The sequence below is a fragment of the Bosea sp. ANAM02 genome, assembly GCF_011764485.1.
In the GTDB taxonomy this organism is placed as follows: domain Bacteria; phylum Pseudomonadota; class Alphaproteobacteria; order Rhizobiales; family Beijerinckiaceae; genus Allobosea.
Map to the genome: position 1 here is coordinate 47560 of NZ_AP022848.1, position 16737 is coordinate 64296.

A 16737-nucleotide genomic window follows, 5' to 3' on the forward strand; every position below is an offset into this window, starting at 1 on the left:
TGCAGGTGTGAATCGTCGACAGAGAGAACGTAGTCCACCGAAGATCGTTAGGTCGGCAGCTTCATCGTTCTTGGTTTTGGATATTGGGGATCGGGATGGGCGCGGGACATTCTCATGGCGGGTCGCAAGTTGCCGGAACCGCGGCCGGCCGGCACAAGCGGCGTCTGGCTCTGGCTCTGGGCCTAACGACAGCCTTCATGGCAGCCGAAGTGATCGGCGGCCTCCTGACAGGAAGTCTCGCGCTTCTCGCTGATGCGGCCCATATGCTGACCGATGCCGGCGGTCTTGCCCTGGCATTGACCGCGATCCGTTTCGCCGAGCGTCCCGCGACGCCGCAAAAAACCTTCGGCTATGTGCGCGCGGAGGTGCTTTCCGCAACGCTGAATGCGGTCGTGCTGCTTCTGCTTACGGTCTACATCCTGTTCGAGGCCTATGAGCGCTTCCGGAATCCGCCGCAGATCATCGGCGGACCGATGCTCGCTGTTGCCGTGGTCGGGCTTGTCGTCAATCTGATCAGTATGAAGCTGCTCGCCGGCGGCTCCTCGGAAAGCCTCAACGTCAAGGGCGCCTATTTCGAGGTGCTGAGCGATATGCTCGGTTCTCTGGCCGTTATCGTTGCGGCCGCTGTCGTCATGGTGACGGGTTGGAACCTTATTGATCCGATCATTGGCGCGGGCATCGGCCTGTTCATTGTCCCTCGGACCTGGGGCTTGCTGCGGCAGGCCATCCACATCCTGCTGGAAGGGACGCCCCCGGAAGTGAATGTCGCTCTCCTCGAGGAGCGACTGCGGTCGATACCCGGCGTGATTGAGGTTCACGATCTGCATGTCTGGACCCTGACATCCGGCCTCGATGCCATGAGTGGACATCTGGTCGCCGAGGACACGAAGCGAGCCGATGAGATCCTGTCGTCGGCCAGCCTGATGCTCGGCAGTGAGTTCGGCCTGCAGCACACGACGATCCAGATCGAAAGCCGCGCGCACCGCGAGGCACCTGGTCATGACAGCCGAATTTGAACCCAAAAAGAGTGCGGAGTGTAGCCGTTGCAATCGATCTTGGCGCTGCTGATCTCGACTTTTCTGCTGAGCCCCCTGCAAGACGCGATCACGCGGAAGCTGACGGCAGCGGGTGTCTCGCAGGCTGCCGCGCAAAACGTCACGCAATGTGTGACCAACGCCGCCCCGCAACTTGCAGGGCGGGCCGTTCAAGACCCGGTCTGGCTCCTGGATCAGCTCTGGCAATACTGGGCCGGTGGTGTCGGGCCCGAAGCAATGCTCGCCAAGCTGGCACCGCAATGCTCCAACGCGTTTGAGGCCGTGCGAAAACTCGCACGGCCCGGCATTTGATACACCGTCAGAAGCGAGACGATTATCCGGTCAGTCGAATATCCGGCCGAGAAATCCGCGCCGACCATGGCCGCCATGTGAGCCGCCGCCGCCGTGTCCGCCATGACCGCTGCCGTGGTCGTCGTATCCACCGTGGCCGGATCCGTATCCTGTCGGATAGTTTTGTCCAGCGGGATGGGATGGCGGAGGAGTTGGCGCGCCAGAAAGGGCTCCCCATGGGCCGCTACCAGGTTGGGCAAGGAAAGATGCGCCTGGGCTTCCGACGTTATCCGGTACCGGTTGCGGCGGCGGAGTGTATTCCCGCGCGCTCCGCTCGATAATCTTGTCGAGCTCGCCGCGATCAAGCCAGACACCGCGGCATTGCGGGCAATAGTCGATCTCGATGCCCTGCCGCTCGCTCATCACGAGATTGACCTGACATGTCGGGCAAAGCATTCGCTTGGGTGCCGACTGGGATGGCTCTGACATTGCCTCGTTCCCTATCATCGACGCCGGAACTGGCGCCACCAGGGACTATCGGACCTCCAGTCGCTTGAGGTTCAATCCCGCAAGAAGGGGCAAAACGTCACACTGTTCCCCTCACATCCGCGCTCGTACGGGTTGGTTAAAGCGAGCCGGCCGAATGCGCCTTGGGATCCTCGCGATGGCGCCGATCTTCAGTCTGGTTCATTCGGACCAGACTGACGGCGTAAAAGACCACCGCCAAGGTGATGAGCGCGGCCGCGACCGCGCGGTTTCGTGATTTTCGCGTTGCGTTCGACGTCATGCACGCCTCCTGTATCGTTCGCCCGAGGGCTGCATAGTTGGTCCGTTTATGGTTATCAACGTGGAGATTTCCATAAACGGATGATGAATCAAACTGCAGTAATTCAGCACTCGGATTTTTCCTGAATTCAAGTCGCATCGGATACGAGCGTTCTCTGTAAGGAGAGCCTCATGTCGATGGTGAAATTCAGCTTTTCTGTTTGCTTGATCGTCGCTGCGGCGTGGCTTCCCAAATTCGCGAATGCTTCAAGCGGAACCAGTTTGGCGCATCTCCATGCTGGCGAAAGCTCTCAGGCACCGATTGGATGGACCCAGTTCTGTCGGGACAATGCAACCGACTGTCGCATTCCGCGCTCGGCGGAGAGCATCAAGCGATTGGACGAACGTAGCTGGCGCGAACTCTTGGCGGTGAACCTCCAGTTCAATCAAGCGATCGCGCCGGTGACGGATCAGGAGCAATATGGCGTCGTCGAGAACTGGACCTATGCGACGACAGGCAAGGGCGACTGCGAGGACTATGTCCTGGAGAAGCGTCGCGATCTTATCCGCAGAGGATGGCCAATGTCGGCGCTACTCGCGACTGTCGTGATCGACAAGGAAGGAGGAGGTCACGCTGTTTTGACCGTTGTGACCGACCGCGGCGAATTCATTTTGGACAATCAGACCGATGACGTGCTGCCCTGGTCACGCTCGGGTCTGACGTTCATCCGACGCCAGTCTGCAGAGGATCAGAATGTCTGGCGGTTCCTCGGCCGGGTCGTTGGTCGGCCAGAGGTGTTGACGGCTACTGCAGCCTCGAAGCGGTGAGTTTGAAGCTAGGCCCATACTGCTTCCGATGGCATTGAAGGCGGGCTCTTGAACCTCATGTGGCTAGAGGTTGTATGAAGGCGGCGATCGCCTTCTTCAGCTTTCATTAGCCAACGGGTTTCAGAGTTCGCGGCATGCATTGCCTTCATCGATCGATCATATCTCGCTTCGTGCTGGTATCGGCATTGGCCATGGGACTTCTGTCCGGCTGTGTCGTCGGTGAAGGCGGGGACAATCGCCATCTGCAGCCTCTTCCGGCGCGCCTCGTTACCGAGATGTCCGCGAAGGGCATGAATCAGGCTGACCCGATCCTGATCCGGATTTTCAAGCAGGAGAGCGAACTCGAAGTCTGGAAACGCGACCGAAGTGGCCGCTACGCCCTGTTGAAGACATATCCAATGTGCCGCTGGTCCGGTAAGCTTGGACCGAAGAAGCGCGAGGGCGACCGTCAGGCTCCCGAGGGCTTCTATGCCGTGACCGCGAATTTGATGAATCCGCGCTCGCAGTACTACCTTTCCTTCGATCTCGGTTATCCGAATGCCTTGGAACGATCGCTGGGCTACACTGGCTCAGCGCTCATGGTCCATGGGGCTTGCACCTCGGCCGGCTGCTTCGCAATGACCGACGATGGGGTGACCGAGATATTTGGATTGGCTCGCGAGGCTTTTGCCGGTGGTCAGCGCAGTTTCCAGGTTCAGGCACTGCCTTTTCGTATGACGGCCGAAAACATGGCACGCCATCGTACCGATCCGAATTTCGCCTTTTGGCAGAATCTCAAGGAAGGTTACGACCACTTCGAGGCCACCCGCCAGCCGCCCAGCCTCGCCTTCTGCGGCCGGCGCTATGTTTTCAACCCGAATGATGGGGCTGGCCCATTCGAACCTGGCGCAAGCTGCCCCCCTTACGAACTGGCCCCGGACGTCAAGCCGCTCGTCTCCCAACGCCTCGACCGTGAGAAATCACGCCTGGCCGAGCTCGTGGCGAGTGGCGCACCTGCCATGAGCTATGCCTATCTCGATGGCGGCATGCATTCGAGCTTCCGCAAGATGCTCAAGGACATGGGGCCGGAGCGGATGCAGCCGCTGGTCGCGGGACGGGTCGAGATTAGCCAGCCCGAAGCGGCTCTCAGGGACCCATTCAACGGCGGCAGTCTTTCGGAGCCCTCTGCGACCGGTTCTATCGGTACTCGCTAATCAGCCATCGCTTCCAGTCCCACCGAGATCCCAAAATGCCAGCTCCACAACAACGTCCTCAGGCAGTCGCGATCGATCCGTCCGTCCGCAGGCGAAATCGTCTCGTGCTGCTATTGCTGCTGATGTTCATCGCTTTTGCTTTCGCGTTGAGTTTTCGCCATGTCACCCGAGAAATGAAGGGAGCTGTTCTGGAGAATGGCATGCCGGCCAATTCGCAGAACAGGCTTGGCTAGATTTGGCGACGCGGGCTCTCAATGCGCTCTCGCGGTGAGCTTTTCGCGGCGAGTGCGACTATCGCGTCGACGAGATGGGGGTCGACCTAATCGGCCCCGAATGCGTTTCGGATTGCATAGAGTTCAGAAATAAATTCCGAGACGAGGCCAGAGTTCACGCCGTCGGGCGGTCTAAGCAGGAGCGCACGAAAGTGAACTGCCGGCTCAAACGGCCGAACCGTGATGCCCTGGATCATCTTGTCGGCAATGATGAAGGGATTGACAAGGCCAAGTCCTAGCCCTTGCGCCGCCAGAATTGCGATGGTTACGCCATAGGGCGTTTCAACCAGGATCCGCGGCTGGACACCATGTTCCGCGAAGATCCTGTCCATGGCGAGCCGCGCCGTATCCTCCGGCGCGAGCGCGAGGAAACCCTCGTCGTTCAGATCGGTTGGCGTGATCACGTCCCGCCCCGCCAGCGGATGTCCTTGCGGCATGACGCAGACGGCACGCGGCGTGGTGAATACGCTGTGCAGGACACCGTTGGTGTCGATCTCGTCCGCCGCGAGGCCGATATCGAAGCTGCCGGACGCCACCAGGTCGCGCACGACGTTGGAGGTGCGGACCTGATAGCTGATCCGCACCTGCGGGTGCTTGCGCGAGAACGCGGTGATGGCTCGGGGGACCAGGCCATGTCCGAGCGCCGAGAGGCTCGCGACGCGGATGGTCCCGGCGCCGACCTCCTTGATCTGGGCGGCCCGCAGCTTGAGGCGATCGAGGCCAACCAAATTGGCCTTTACCTCGGCGTGGAAGAGCAGGGCTTCCCGGGTCGGCACCAGTCGGCCTCGAATCCGGTCGAAGAGGCTGAAGCCGAGCTCGGCCTCAAGCTTGGCGAGCGAGCGGCTGATCGCCGGCTGGGACGTATCCAGCAAGGCAGCTGCGGCTCCGGCTCCGCCGCTGGTCATGATTGCGTGGAAGACGTCGATGTCGCGCAGATTCATCGGCAAACCATATCAAAATCGGATCGAGTCTATCGAAATGGTCATAGATGGCAATATGTTGGGCGAGCTAGCGTCGGCCCATGACGAATTCCGACGACACCTCCCACATCCATCCGCCCGCGCGTTCGCAGCAGCCGTTCCAGGCGGTTGCAATGCCAGTAGAGCGCGCCTCGACGATTGTCTTCGACGACCTCGAAGCGTTCGAGACCCGTGCCGAGCGAGTCTATGACGGCTTTAGCTATGGGCTTTACGGGACGCCGACGAGCCGGCTCCTCGAGGACCATATCGCCCAGCTCGAAGGGGCATTGAGGGCGCTCGTCGTTCCATCTGGCATGGCGGCGCTGACGCTGGCGACCATGGGCGTCTGCAAAAGCGGTGACCGGGTCCTGATGCCGGAGACGCTGTATGGCCCGGCGCGGGACATGATCCTGCGCTTCCTCGGGCCGCTTGGCATCACGGCGCAATCCTATGATCCGCGGCTCGATGCCGGAATCGCGGAGCTGCTCGACGAACAGACGCGGCTGGTGTGGGTTGAGTCGCCGGGATCTGCGACGTTCGAGGTCCAGGATGTGCCTGCGATCGTGGCGACTGCCCATAAGGCTGGCGCATTGGTCGCAGCCGACAACACCTGGGCTTCCCATCTGCTGTTCAAGCCGCTGGCCCATGGCGTCGACATCGCCATGCAAGCGCTGTCGAAGCATGCCGGCGGTCATGGCGACCTACTGATGGGCTCGATAGCCGTGCGCGACGAAGCTCTCTTCCGGCGCCTGAAGGATACCGCGCGCTTCCTGGGCTACGGCGTCTCACCGGAAGATTGTGCATTGTGCGAGCGCGGCCTGATGACCATGCCAGTCCGCATGCGTCACGCCGCCGCGAGCGCAGCCGAAATCGTGACCTGGCTATCGCAGCGACCGGAGGTCGTCCGGATCCTGCACCCGGCCATGTCGGACCACCCCGGGCATGCGGTGTGGAAGCGAGATTTTACGGGGGCGGCTGCAGTGTTCTCGGTTGTGCTGAGACCCGAGCTCGGGCCGCTGCAGCGCGAAGTTCTCCAGAGGATGCGCCTGTTCAAGCTCGGTGCGAGCTGGGGCGGCGTCCATTCGCTGATCGCGGTCAACGATCCGCGGAAGGGCCGGACCAGCTTGGACTGGCTGCCATCAGGGCCGGTCTGGCGGTTGTCGATCGGGTTGGAGGCGCTCGACGACCTGATCGGCGATTTGGAGCAGGCCTTCCTCCCGTTTGCCGAACTCGCAACGGCGTCGATGGGCCGAACGGCGGCCGAATGACTGAAAAGAACTGCAAACAGGGGAACGAAGATAGCCATGACAAGATTGACAATGCTCCTCGGCGCGGCGCTCGCCGCCGCCGGTCTGACGGCGAGCGTCGGCGATGCCGGCGCGCAGAGCGTCGTGAACAAAATAAAGCAGCGCGGTTATGTGAGCTGCGGTGCGAGCCAGGGCGTGCCGGGCCTCTCACGCCCCGACGAGAACGGCTATTATCGCGGCTTCGATTCCGACATCTGCCGGACCTTCGCGGCGGCGATCCTTGGCGACAAGGACAAGATCCGCTTCGTCCCGCTCAACGCCGGCCAGCGCTTCCCGGCGCTGCAGACGGGCGAGATCGACGTGCTCTCGCGCACCTCGACCATCACCCTCTCGCGCGACACGGTGGTGCGCTTCGTCTGGATCACGCTTTACGACACCGACGGCCTGCTCGTGCGCAAGGCCGACAAGATCACCGATCCCAAGCAACTCGCCGGCAAGACGGTGTGCCTGCAAGGCGGCGGCAGCCTGACCGAGAAGGCGATCGAAGAGACCGAGGAAGAATACGGGATCACGATGAAGAAGGTCTACTTCGACTCGACGATCCAAGCGCGCGACGCCTTCTTCGGCGGCCGCTGCGACACCTATGTGACCGATGGCACGGCCGCCGCCGGTCAACGCGCCTCGGTGGCCAAGAACCCGGATGACTTCGACATCATCAAGGTCGGACACGCCGCCGAGCCCAACGGCGTTGCGGTCGGGCGCGGGGACGATCAGCTCTTCGACATCACGCGCTGGACAATCAATGCCCTGCTCTGGGCCGAGCTCCACGGCATCACCGCCAAGAACATCGACGAGAAGCTGAAATCCGGATCGAGTGAGATCAAGCGGGTGCTTGGCCAGGAGCCGGGCTTCGGTAAGCCGCTCGGGCTCGACGACAAATGGGTCTACAACGTCGTCAAGCAGATGGGGAACTACGCCGAGATCTGGGACAACAATCTCGGGAAGAGCAGTCCCCTCAAGGTTGATCGCGGTCTGAACGCGCTCTGGAAGGATGGCGGCCTGAATTACCCATACCCCTGGGATTAGGCGCTACTGGGGGAGTGTGACGAACGCTCCCCCATTCGATGACCAATCGGAAAGGGGAGAGCGGCATGCTCAGCGATGCCAGGACGAGATCGATCGTCATTCAATGCCTGTTGGTAGCGGCCGTCATTGGCGCCGCGAGCCTGCTCGTCACCACGACCTTCACGAATCTGCAGACACGCGGCATTCCGATCGGGTTCGACTTCCTGACAATGCCGTCCCGGATCGTGATCTCCGAGGCGATCCTCTCCTACAAATCGCGCGATCCGTATTACTGGGCCATCGTCGTCGGCCTCGCCAACACGGTCTTCATTTCCGCGCTCGTCATCGTCTTCTCGTCGGTGCTGGGCCTGATCGTCGGCGTCACCCGGCTGAGCAGCAATCCGCTCGCCGCCGGCACATGCAGGGTCTGGGTCGAGATCGCGCGGAACTCGCCGCCGATCGTCCTGCTGATCTTCCTCTATTCGCTGTGGTGGAAGGTCCTGCCGCCGGTCGGGCAGGCGCTCAACCCGGTTCCCGGCGTTTTCGCCTCGATGCGGGGCGTCATGGTCCCGAGCCTTCACATCAGCATGGCAACAGCGGGCGTGGCCCTGATCCTCGTTGCCGGCCTGCTCGTCCTCGCTGCTCGGCTCGCAGGTGGCCTGCGCAAATTTCGCTCCGCCCTCAGCTGGGCTGCGGCTGCCGTGATTTTGTTCGGTCTTTGGATGGCTGATGTCGGCTTCTCGATTGATTGGCCGGTGTTTGCCGGTTCCAATTTCCGAGGCGGGCTGGAGCTGACCCCAGAACTCAGCACGATCCTGATCGGCCTGACGATCTACACAACCGGCTTCATCGCCGAGATCGTGCGTGGCGGCGTGCTATCAGTCGGATCCGGGCAATTGGATGCCGGTCGCTCGGTCGGACTATCCCGCGCGCAGATCCTGCGGCTGATCGTGATCCCGCAAATGCTGCGGGTGATCGTGCCGCCGCTCAACAGCCAGTACATCAACGTCGTCAAGAATTCGACGTTGGCGATCGCGGTCGGCTATCCGGACTTCCTCGCCGTGATGAACACCATCATCAGCAAGTCCAGCCATTCGATCGAAGGCGTCTTCATCATCCTGGGCGTCTACCTCGCCCTGAACCTGACCCTGTCGAGCGCGGCCAATTGGTACAACCGCCGCATCGCGATCGTGGAACGCTGACCCGTGAAGACGATTTCGCTCCCTCTCTCCGAGGCTCCGGTGCCGACGCAGGCCTGGCCCGCACCGCTCCTGGCCTCCCTGCACAGGACCGCCGGGCTCCTGTTCGGGTCGCGCTTGAATGCCGCCCTGACGCTGGCTTTCGGCGCGATGCTCACTGTTGCCGTGCCGCCGATGCTGCGCTGGCTGGTGCTCGACGCCGTCCTCTTCAACCCCGACCCGGCCGCTTGCCGCGCCGCGTCCGGAGCCTGCTGGAGCTTCATCTACGCCAAATCGGGCCAGCTGCTGTTCGGCATCTACCCCGTTGACGAGCGCTGGCGGCCGGCCCTGGTCTGCCTGCTGATCCTGGCCTTGCTTGGCTGGTCGGTCCGGCCGGCAAGCTGGACGCCGCGTCTGCTCGGTCTCTGGATCGCGGCGCTGGCGCTGATCGTCTGGCTGATGGGTGGCGGTCTCGGCTTCGAAGAGGTGCCGACCTCGGCTTGGGGCGGCCTGCCGGTGACGCTGATCCTCACCGTCGTCGCGATCGGGATCGCTTTCCCGGTCGGGATACTGCTCGCACTCGGCCGCCGCTCGACGATGCCGGCCGTCCGGATCGCCGCGGTCGTCGGGATCGAGTCGGTCCGCGGGCTGCCTCTGCTCTCGATCCTCTTCGTCGCCTCGATCATGCTGCCGCTCTTCCTGCCGGAGGCGCTGCTGCCCGACAAGTTCGTTCGGGCCCTTGTCGCGCTGACGATCTTCGCGGCGGCCTATCTCGCCGAAGTCATCCGTGGCGGGCTGCAGGCGATCCCGAAGGGCCAGTACGAGGCGGCCGCGGCGCTCGGCCTGCCATTCTGGCGCACGCAATATCTCGTCATCCTGCCGCAGGCGATCAGGGTGGTGATCCCGGCTTTGGCCAACACGATCATCGTGATGATCAAGAACACCAGCCTCGTGCTCGTGGTCGGGCTGTTCGACCTGATCAGCTCCGGCAAGGCGGCGCTGGCCGATCCGGCCTGGCCGTCGCCGGCCGCCGAAACCTTCCTCTTCATCGGCGCGATCTTCTTCGCGCTGTCCTTCTCGTTTGCCCGTTTCGCCGACTTCCTGGAGCGGCGCGGCCCCGTTGCTCGCTAGGAGACGCCTCCATGACCACGGCAATGGCCGAAACCAAGACCTCAGACACCCGCCCGGTGGCGCTGAAGCCGACCTCGCTGAAGACCGCGACGGCGGTGGAGATGGTCGGTGTCAACAAGTGGTATGGCGAGTTCCACGTGCTGCGCGACATCAATCTCAAGGTCTCCCGCGGCGAGAAGCTCGTCATCTGCGGCCCGTCGGGCTCGGGCAAGTCGACGATGATCCGCTGCATCAACCGGCTGGAAGAGCACCAGAAGGGCCAGATCATCGTCGACGGCACGGAGCTCACCAACGATCTCAAGAAGATCGACGAGATCCGCCGCGACGTCGGCATGGTCTTCCAGCACTTCAACCTGTTCCCGCATCTGACGATCCTGGAGAACCTGACGCTGGCGCCGATTTGGGTGAAGAAGATGCCCAAGAAGGACGCCGAGGAGATCGCGATGCACTATCTCAAGCGCGTCAAGATCCCCGAGCAGGCGGCCAAATATCCGGGCCAGCTCTCGGGCGGTCAGCAGCAGCGCGTCGCCATCGCCCGCTCGCTCTGCATGAGCCCGAAGATCATGCTGTTCGACGAGCCGACCTCGGCGCTCGACCCCGAGATGGTCAAGGAGGTGCTCGACACCATGGTCTCGCTGGCCGAGGAGGGCATGACCATGCTCTGCGTCACGCACGAGATGGGCTTCGCCCGCCAGGTCGCCGACCGCGTCATCTTCATGGACGCCGGCCAGATCGTCGAGATGAACACCCCCAACGAGTTCTTCAAGAACCCGCAGCACGAGCGCACCAAGCTCTTCCTCAGCCAGATCCTGCACTGAGACGGCTGGTTGGCCGGAGCGCTTGACCGGTAGAGAACGAGCGAAAGCTGCTTGACCTTCCCACAATGGGAAGGCGCAGATTGCTGCAACCGTCACTATGGGACATTGCAGCTATGTGCTCCTGCCAACAACATTCGGGTACCGCCAATTCGACAAGCGCCCCCAAAGACGCGATCAGCTTTCGCGTCGAGGACATGACTTGCGGCCATTGCGCCGGCACGATCAAGAAGGCAATCGAGGGCCAGTTGCCCGGATCCGCAGTCACTGCCGATCCGGCTTCGAAGCTCGTCAGCGTCGTCGGAGCGGCGGACTTTTCTGCGATCAAATCGATCGTGACGGGCGCTGGATACACGCCCAGCCCAGACCGCGTAAGCTGATAGCGAGCGGCCGGCATGAACCCGCCGGCCGCTCATGCATTGGCAGGGTAAAGGGCAAGGAGCGAGGCGGCGAGCCATGGCAGATCATCAGCGTCACGCCGGTCATCAACACGATGATCACTCCCACCACCACGGCCATTCTCATGGCGTCGGGGAGAGTGTGAAGGACCCGGTCTGCGGCATGACCGTCGATCCGGCCACGGCCAAGCATCGCGCCGCGCATGCGGGGCAGAGCTATTTCTTTTGCTCAGCCGGATGCCACAACAAGTTCGAGGCCGACCCGACGGCCTATACCGGGAGCGAGGCAGCTGCGACAGCAAAGCCGGCGCGCGAAGGCACGATCTACACCTGCCCGATGCATCCCCAGATCCGCCAGCCCGGGCCGGGCAATTGCCCGATCTGCGGCATGGCACTCGAACCGGAGATCGCCACGGTTCAGGAGGGGCCCAGCGCCGAGCTCGTCGACATGACACGTCGGTTTTGGGTGGGTCTCGTGCTCGCTCTGCCGGTTGTCGCACTGGAGATGGGCGGGCATCTCGTCGACCTACATATGCTGCTCAGCCAAAAGAGCTCGAACTGGTTGCAGCTGATCCTGGCGACCCCCGTCGTTCTCTGGGCCGGCTGGCCGTTCTTCGAGCGGGCCTGGACCTCTCTCGTCAACCGCAGCCTGAACATGTTCACGCTGATCGCGATGGGTACCGGCGTCGCCTGGGTCTACAGCGTCGTCGCCACCGTGGCCCCGAGCCTTTTCCCAGAAACGCTACGTTCCGCGGAAGGCGCGGTCGCAGTCTATTTCGAAGCGGCGGCCGTGATCACCGTCCTCGTGCTGCTCGGCCAGGTTCTTGAATTGCGGGCCCGCGAGCAGACCGGTGGCGCCATCCGGGCCTTGCTCGACCTGGTGCCGAAGACTGCTCGGCGTGTGCGGGACAATGGTGAGGACGAAGACATCGGCCTCGAGGCGGTTCATGTCGGCGATCGTTTGAGGGTTCGGCCCGGTGAAACCGTCCCGGTCGACGGGGAGCTGCTCGAAGGACGCAGTTCGATTGACGAATCCATGGTCACGGGTGAATCGATGCCGGTCACCAAGGAGGTCGGTGCGGCGGTGATCGGCGGCACGCTGAACACGACCGGTGGCTTCATCATGCGGGCTGGCAAGGTCGGCAGCGACACCATGCTTTCGCGGATCGTCAACATGGTAGCCGAGGCTCAACGCTCCCGGGCGCCGATTCAGAGGCTCGCGGACCAGGTCTCCGGATGGTTCGTTCCGCTCGTCATCGTCATTGCCATCGTCGCTTTCGGCGCCTGGATGGCATTCGGGCCGGAGCCGCGCTTCGCGCATGGACTCGTTGCCGCCGTCGCCGTGCTGATCATCGCCTGCCCCTGCGCCCTCGGCCTGGCGACGCCGATGTCGATCATGGTCGGGGTCGGGCGCGGTGCGCATCTCGGCGTCCTGATCAAAAATGCCGAGGCGCTGGAGCGCTTCGAGAAGGTCGATACCCTCGTCGTCGACAAGACCGGCACGCTAACCGAAGGCAAGCCGCGGCTGACCGGACTGAAGCCGGTCGGGGCAATCGCGGAAAGCGAGCTGCTGCGGCTAGCCGCCTCGCTGGAGCGGGCGAGCGAGCATCCGCTCGCCGCCGCGATCGTCGATGCCGCGAAGGAACGCGGCCTTGCTCTGGCCGAGGCGCAGGACTTCGACAGTCCGGTCGGCAAGGGCGTGACCGGAACGGTCGAGCGCCACGCGCTGGTAATTGGCAGCCACCGGATCATGAGCGAAGCCGGCATAGACACGGCCGCGCAGGCGACTGAGGCGGAGGCGTTGCGCGCCGAGGGCGGTACGGTGATCTTTGTCGCGATCGATGGCAGCGTCGCCGGATTGCTGACGATCGCCGACCCGGTCAAGCAGACCACCCCGACGGCAATTCAATCTCTCAAGGCCGCCGGCATTCGGGTGGTGATGCTGACCGGCGACAACAAGACGACGGCACAGGCGGTGGCGCGCCGGCTCGGCATCGGCGAGGTGGAGGCCGAGGTCCTGCCCGAGGACAAGAGCGCGGTCGTAAGCAAGTTTCGTTCGCAGGGCCGCGTCGTTGCCATGGCCGGCGACGGCGTGAACGATGCCCCTGCGCTGGCAGCGGCAGATGTCGGCATCGCCATGGGCACAGGTACCGACGTGGCGATCGAAAGTGCAGGCGTCACTCTGCTCAAGGGCGACCTCGAGGGCATCGTGCGTGCGCTTCAGCTCAGCCGGGCGACGATGAGCAACATACGCCAGAACCTGTTCTTCGCCTTCATCTACAACGCGGCGGGTGTGCCGGTTGCGGCCGGCGTGCTCTATCCAATCTTTGGGCTGCTGCTATCCCCGATCATCGCGGCGGCGGCGATGGCCTTATCCTCGGTCAGCGTCATCGCCAATGCGCTGCGCCTAAGGTCCGTGGCTCTCCAATAGGTGTTCGGTCCCCGGCGCCCAACCCAGCCAATGCCATTCGATTAACGGGTCTGCATCGTGAGTTTGTTGCACAGCGTTCTTCTTCCGAAGGTCAGCTCGGGGAAATCGTTTGGTGCTTATCAGCGTTGGATCCACTGGAGCGTGCCGGTGTTGTGCATCGCCCAGGTTCCGACATCCTGGGCGATCCAACGCACCCATCTGGCGCATGGCTTCACCAGGCCCAACCCGTTCGATCTGCTTTTGCACCAGGTCCATGCCTGGACGGGCTGGCTGATCACGGGACTGGCGCTGGTGCTGATCGCGCTGCGCTACATCCATGGCCGCCCGTCGCTCGAAGGTTTATCGCCGCTCGAACGATGGACTGCGACAGGGGTTCATGTCGCCTTGTATGGCCTCTTGCTGCTCTTGCCGTTCACGGGCACCGTTGCGATGTATCTCAGCTTCCGCGCTGCGCCGCTGCACCGGTTGCTCAGCTGGACGCTGTTGGTGCTCGCGCTGGTCCATGTCGCCGGGGCGCTGTGGCATCATTTCCATCGGCGCGATGACATCCTGCGCCGCATGTTGAAGAGCCATTCTCACAATCACGAAAGAGCGATTTGAATCGGCTTCTGCAAAAGAGCCGCAGTCCCCGCTCTTTTACAAATTCCGTCGCTTAATCAATCGCACAGACACGTTGAGCGGCGGCGGCATTATCTTCATCTTGCTTACGGCGATCCGATAAACTCGCCACTTGCGCATGTTGCAATATGTCGATATGTCCCGACATATGGATTCAGAGCAGACCATTCTCGCCCTTGCGGCGCTGGCGCAAAGCACCCGTCTGGACGTCTTCCGCTTGCTGGTGAGCGCGGAGCCGGGGGGGTTGCCTGCCGGTGAGGTCGCCCGTCGTCTCGAAGTTCCCCACAACACCATGTCGTCACACCTGAGCATTCTCAGCCGGGCGGGGCTCGTTCGTTCGGAGCGCTTCAGCCGCTCGATCGTCTACCGAGCCGATCTCGACGCGCTTCGATCGGCCATCGCCTTCCTCCTCAAGGATTGCTGCGGCGGCCGCCCGGCGATCTGCGCGCCGCTCCTGGCCGAGCTTACTCCCTGCTGCCCACCGAAGGTCACGACCGATGCCTGATCGCGTCCACAACGTGCTGTTCCTCTGCACCCACAACTCAGCCCGGTCGATCATGGCCGAGGCCTTGCTGAATCATCTCGGGGAAGGGCGCTTCCGGGCCTTCTCCGCAGGCAGCGAGGGTGGCCCTGGGCCGAAGCCGATGGCGCTCAAGGTCTTGGAAGCCGAAGGCATCCCGACCGAGGGCCTGTCGTCGAAGACCTGGGATGTCTTCGCTGAACCTGGCGCGCCCGTCATGGACCTCGTGATCACCGTCTGCGACCAAGCTGCCGGAGAGGCCTGCCCGCATTGGCCCGGGCAGCCGATCACGGCGCATTGGGGCATCGAAGACCCCTCCAACGTTCAGGGCGGCGAAATCGAACGCGAGCGGGCCTTCGTGACGGCGCTCCGCTATCTCCGGAATCGGATCAGTGTTCTCCTATCCCTTCCAATGGCCAGCCTGGACCAGATGGCGTTGGCGCAGCAGGTCCGGCGGATCAGCAGTCTCGAAGGCGCGAGCGGCCGTCGCCCGGAGGTGGCGTGATGGACGTCATCATCTACCACAACCCTGCCTGCGGGACGTCGCGGAACACACTCGGTCTGATCCGCAACGCTGGCGTCGAGCCGCATGTCATCGAGTACCTGAAGACGCCGCCTACGCGGGCGCTGCTGAAACAGCTTCTCGACCGGGCCGGGCTGACCGTCCGTGAAATCCTCCGCGAGACGGGCACGCCGTTCGCCGAACTCGGCCTCGGCGATCCAAGCCTTTCCGACGAGGCTCTGCTCGACGCGATCGACGCCCATCCCATCCTGATGAATCGTCCGTTGGTCGTTTCCCCCAAGGGCGTGAAGCTGTGTCGGCCGCCCGAGGCCGTTCTGTCTCTGTTGCCGCCGCAACTCGGGGAATTCCGAAAGGAGGACGGCGAACTGGTCGTCGATGCCTCCCGTCGCCCCGCCGCTCTCGCCTGAGGTCCTCATGTCCACCTTCGAACGCTACCTCACGGTGTGGGTTGCGCTGTGCATTGTCGTCGGGATCGCCCTCGGCCATGTCATGCCGGGTGTCTTCCAGGCCATCGGCTCGGCCGAAATCGCCAAGGTCAACCTTCCCGTTGCGGTCCTGATCTGGCTGATGGTCATTCCAATGCTGCTGAAGATCGACTTCGCGGCGCTCGGGCAGGTCGGCAGGCACTGGCGCGGAATCGGCGTCACCCTCTTCATCAACTGGGCGGTGAAGCCGTTCTCGATGGCTGCGCTCGGCTGGTTCTTCATCGCCTGGCTGTTCCGGTCATGGCTCCCGGCCGACCAGGTCAACAGCTACATCGCCGGTCTCATCATTCTGGCGGCAGCGCCCTGTACGGCGATGGTCTTCGTCTGGTCGAATCTGACGAGGGGCGAGCCGCACTTCACGCTCAGCCAGGTCGCGCTCAACGACGCGATCATGGTCGTAGCCTTTGCACCGATCGTCGGCCTGCTGCTCGGCCTGTCGGCGATCACCGTGCCGTGGGGAACGCTGGTCCTTTCGGTCGTCCTGTACATCGTCATCCCCGTGATTGTCGCGCAGCTTGTCCGCGGCCGCCTTCTGGCGAAGGGCGGGCAGGCCGCGCTTGATCGGCTGCTCGGCCGCCTCGGACCGGTTTCCCTGGTCGCGCTGCTCGCAACGCTCGTCCTGCTCTTCGGCTTCCAGGGCGAGCAGATTCTCGCCCAGCCGATGGTGATCGCGTTGCTGGCGGTGCCGATTCTGATCCAGGTCTACTTGAATGCCGGGTTGGCCTACCTCCTGAACCGGATCGCCGGCGAGCAGCATTGCGTCGCGGGGCCGTCCGCCTTGATTGGGGCCTCGAACTTCTTCGAACTCGCCGTCGCCGCCGCGATCAGCCTGTTCGGTTTCAACTCAGGAGCGGCGCTCGCGACCGTGGTGGGGGTCCTGATCGAGGTGCCCGTCATGCTCACCGTCGTCTGGATCGTGAATCGATCGAAGGGTTGGTACGAGCGCGGCGACAGCGTGCGAAAGGTTCAGGCAGCCGAGTAATT

18 protein-coding genes and 1 pseudogene are annotated in these 16737 nt (G+C 63.0%); 17 read left to right on the forward strand and 2 right to left on the reverse strand.

What is annotated here, in order from left to right:
- Positions 1-95 precede the first annotated feature (95 nt).
- Both OCUBac02_RS00210 and OCUBac02_RS00215 read left to right on the forward strand, forming a co-directional pair.
- Positions 96-1016: a cation diffusion facilitator family transporter gene (locus OCUBac02_RS00210; protein WP_173042997.1), complete on the forward strand. Its 921-nt coding sequence runs from the start codon at positions 96-98 to the stop codon at positions 1014-1016.
- 27 nt (positions 1017-1043) lie between these two features.
- The gene (locus tag OCUBac02_RS00215) at positions 1044-1346 is read left to right on the forward strand and encodes a hypothetical protein (RefSeq protein ID WP_173042998.1); all 303 of its coding nucleotides are present in this window, start codon (positions 1044-1046) and stop codon (positions 1344-1346) included.
- Between the two features lie 285 nt (positions 1347-1631).
- On the opposite strand, the pseudogene OCUBac02_RS27580 reads toward OCUBac02_RS00215, so the two are convergent.
- Positions 1632-1814: pseudogene (locus OCUBac02_RS27580) on the reverse strand (TFIIB-type zinc ribbon-containing protein); the annotation flags it as partial.
- Positions 1815-2282: 468 nt separating this feature from the next.
- Here OCUBac02_RS27580 and OCUBac02_RS00225 point away from each other — a divergent pair.
- The 3 genes from OCUBac02_RS00225 to OCUBac02_RS00235 all read left to right on the forward strand — a co-directional run bounded on the left by OCUBac02_RS00225 (position 2283) and on the right by OCUBac02_RS00235 (position 4344).
- The gene (locus tag OCUBac02_RS00225; protein WP_244639044.1) at positions 2283-2918 is read left to right on the forward strand and encodes a transglutaminase-like cysteine peptidase; all 636 of its coding nucleotides are present in this window, start codon (positions 2283-2285) and stop codon (positions 2916-2918) included.
- A gap of 134 nt (positions 2919-3052) precedes the next feature.
- The gene (locus OCUBac02_RS00230) at positions 3053-4111 is read left to right on the forward strand and encodes a L,D-transpeptidase family protein (protein ID WP_173043000.1); all 1059 of its coding nucleotides are present in this window, start codon (positions 3053-3055) and stop codon (positions 4109-4111) included.
- A 35-nt stretch (positions 4112-4146) separates the two neighbouring features.
- A complete protein-coding gene (locus tag OCUBac02_RS00235) occupies positions 4147-4344 on the forward strand; it encodes a hypothetical protein (RefSeq protein ID WP_173043001.1) in 198 nt (65 codons plus the stop codon).
- 86 nt (positions 4345-4430) lie between these two features.
- Here the strand turns inward: OCUBac02_RS00235 and OCUBac02_RS00240 are convergent, their stop codons facing one another.
- Entirely contained in the window at positions 4431-5324 is an 894-nt protein-coding gene (locus tag OCUBac02_RS00240) for a LysR substrate-binding domain-containing protein (RefSeq protein ID WP_173043002.1), read from the reverse strand.
- Between the two features lie 80 nt (positions 5325-5404).
- On the opposite strand from OCUBac02_RS00240, the gene OCUBac02_RS00245 reads away from it, so the two are divergent.
- From OCUBac02_RS00245 to arsB, 12 genes are all read left to right on the forward strand, one after another.
- Entirely contained in the window at positions 5405-6610 is a 1206-nt protein-coding gene (locus OCUBac02_RS00245) for a trans-sulfuration enzyme family protein (protein WP_173043003.1), read from the forward strand.
- Between the two features lie 36 nt (positions 6611-6646).
- Positions 6647-7675 (forward strand): transporter substrate-binding domain-containing protein, encoded by a 1029-nt coding sequence (locus OCUBac02_RS00250; protein ID WP_173043004.1) that lies wholly within the window; start codon positions 6647-6649, stop codon positions 7673-7675.
- Between the two features lie 65 nt (positions 7676-7740).
- A complete protein-coding gene (locus OCUBac02_RS00255) occupies positions 7741-8856 on the forward strand; it encodes an amino acid ABC transporter permease (RefSeq protein WP_173043005.1) in 1116 nt (371 codons plus the stop codon).
- 3 nt (positions 8857-8859) lie between these two features.
- Entirely contained in the window at positions 8860-9963 is a 1104-nt protein-coding gene (locus OCUBac02_RS00260; protein ID WP_173043006.1) for an amino acid ABC transporter permease, read from the forward strand.
- Between the two features lie 23 nt (positions 9964-9986).
- Positions 9987-10781 carry an amino acid ABC transporter ATP-binding protein gene (locus tag OCUBac02_RS00265; RefSeq protein ID WP_465247789.1) on the forward strand — a complete coding sequence of 265 codons (795 nt, stop codon included), beginning with the start codon at positions 9987-9989 and terminating at the stop codon, positions 10779-10781.
- A 113-nt stretch (positions 10782-10894) separates the two neighbouring features.
- Entirely contained in the window at positions 10895-11158 is a 264-nt protein-coding gene (locus tag OCUBac02_RS00270) for a heavy-metal-associated domain-containing protein (protein ID WP_173049191.1), read from the forward strand.
- A gap of 76 nt (positions 11159-11234) precedes the next feature.
- Positions 11235-13607, forward strand: coding sequence for a heavy metal translocating P-type ATPase (locus OCUBac02_RS00275; RefSeq protein WP_173043007.1), 2373 nt, complete (start codon positions 11235-11237; stop codon positions 13605-13607).
- Between the two features lie 57 nt (positions 13608-13664).
- Positions 13665-14207, forward strand: a complete 543-nt coding sequence (locus tag OCUBac02_RS00280) for a cytochrome b (protein ID WP_173043008.1) — start codon at positions 13665-13667, stop codon at positions 14205-14207.
- Positions 14208-14373: 166 nt separating this feature from the next.
- Positions 14374-14730: an ArsR/SmtB family transcription factor gene (locus OCUBac02_RS00285; RefSeq protein WP_173049193.1), complete on the forward strand. Its 357-nt coding sequence runs from the start codon at positions 14374-14376 to the stop codon at positions 14728-14730.
- Positions 14723-15250 carry an arsenate reductase ArsC gene (locus OCUBac02_RS00290; RefSeq protein ID WP_173043009.1) on the forward strand — a complete coding sequence of 176 codons (528 nt, stop codon included), beginning with the start codon at positions 14723-14725 and terminating at the stop codon, positions 15248-15250. The genes OCUBac02_RS00285 and OCUBac02_RS00290 overlap by 8 nt, the downstream gene beginning before the upstream one ends.
- On the forward strand, positions 15250-15675 hold the full coding sequence (gene arsC, locus OCUBac02_RS00295; RefSeq protein ID WP_173043010.1) for an arsenate reductase (glutaredoxin): 426 nt from the start codon (positions 15250-15252) through the stop codon (positions 15673-15675). Before OCUBac02_RS00290 ends, arsC begins: the two co-directional genes overlap by 1 nt.
- A 7-nt stretch (positions 15676-15682) precedes the next feature.
- The gene (arsB, locus tag OCUBac02_RS00300) at positions 15683-16735 is read left to right on the forward strand and encodes an ACR3 family arsenite efflux transporter (RefSeq protein ID WP_173043011.1); all 1053 of its coding nucleotides are present in this window, start codon (positions 15683-15685) and stop codon (positions 16733-16735) included.
- The last annotated feature ends 2 nt before the right edge of the window (positions 16736-16737 follow it).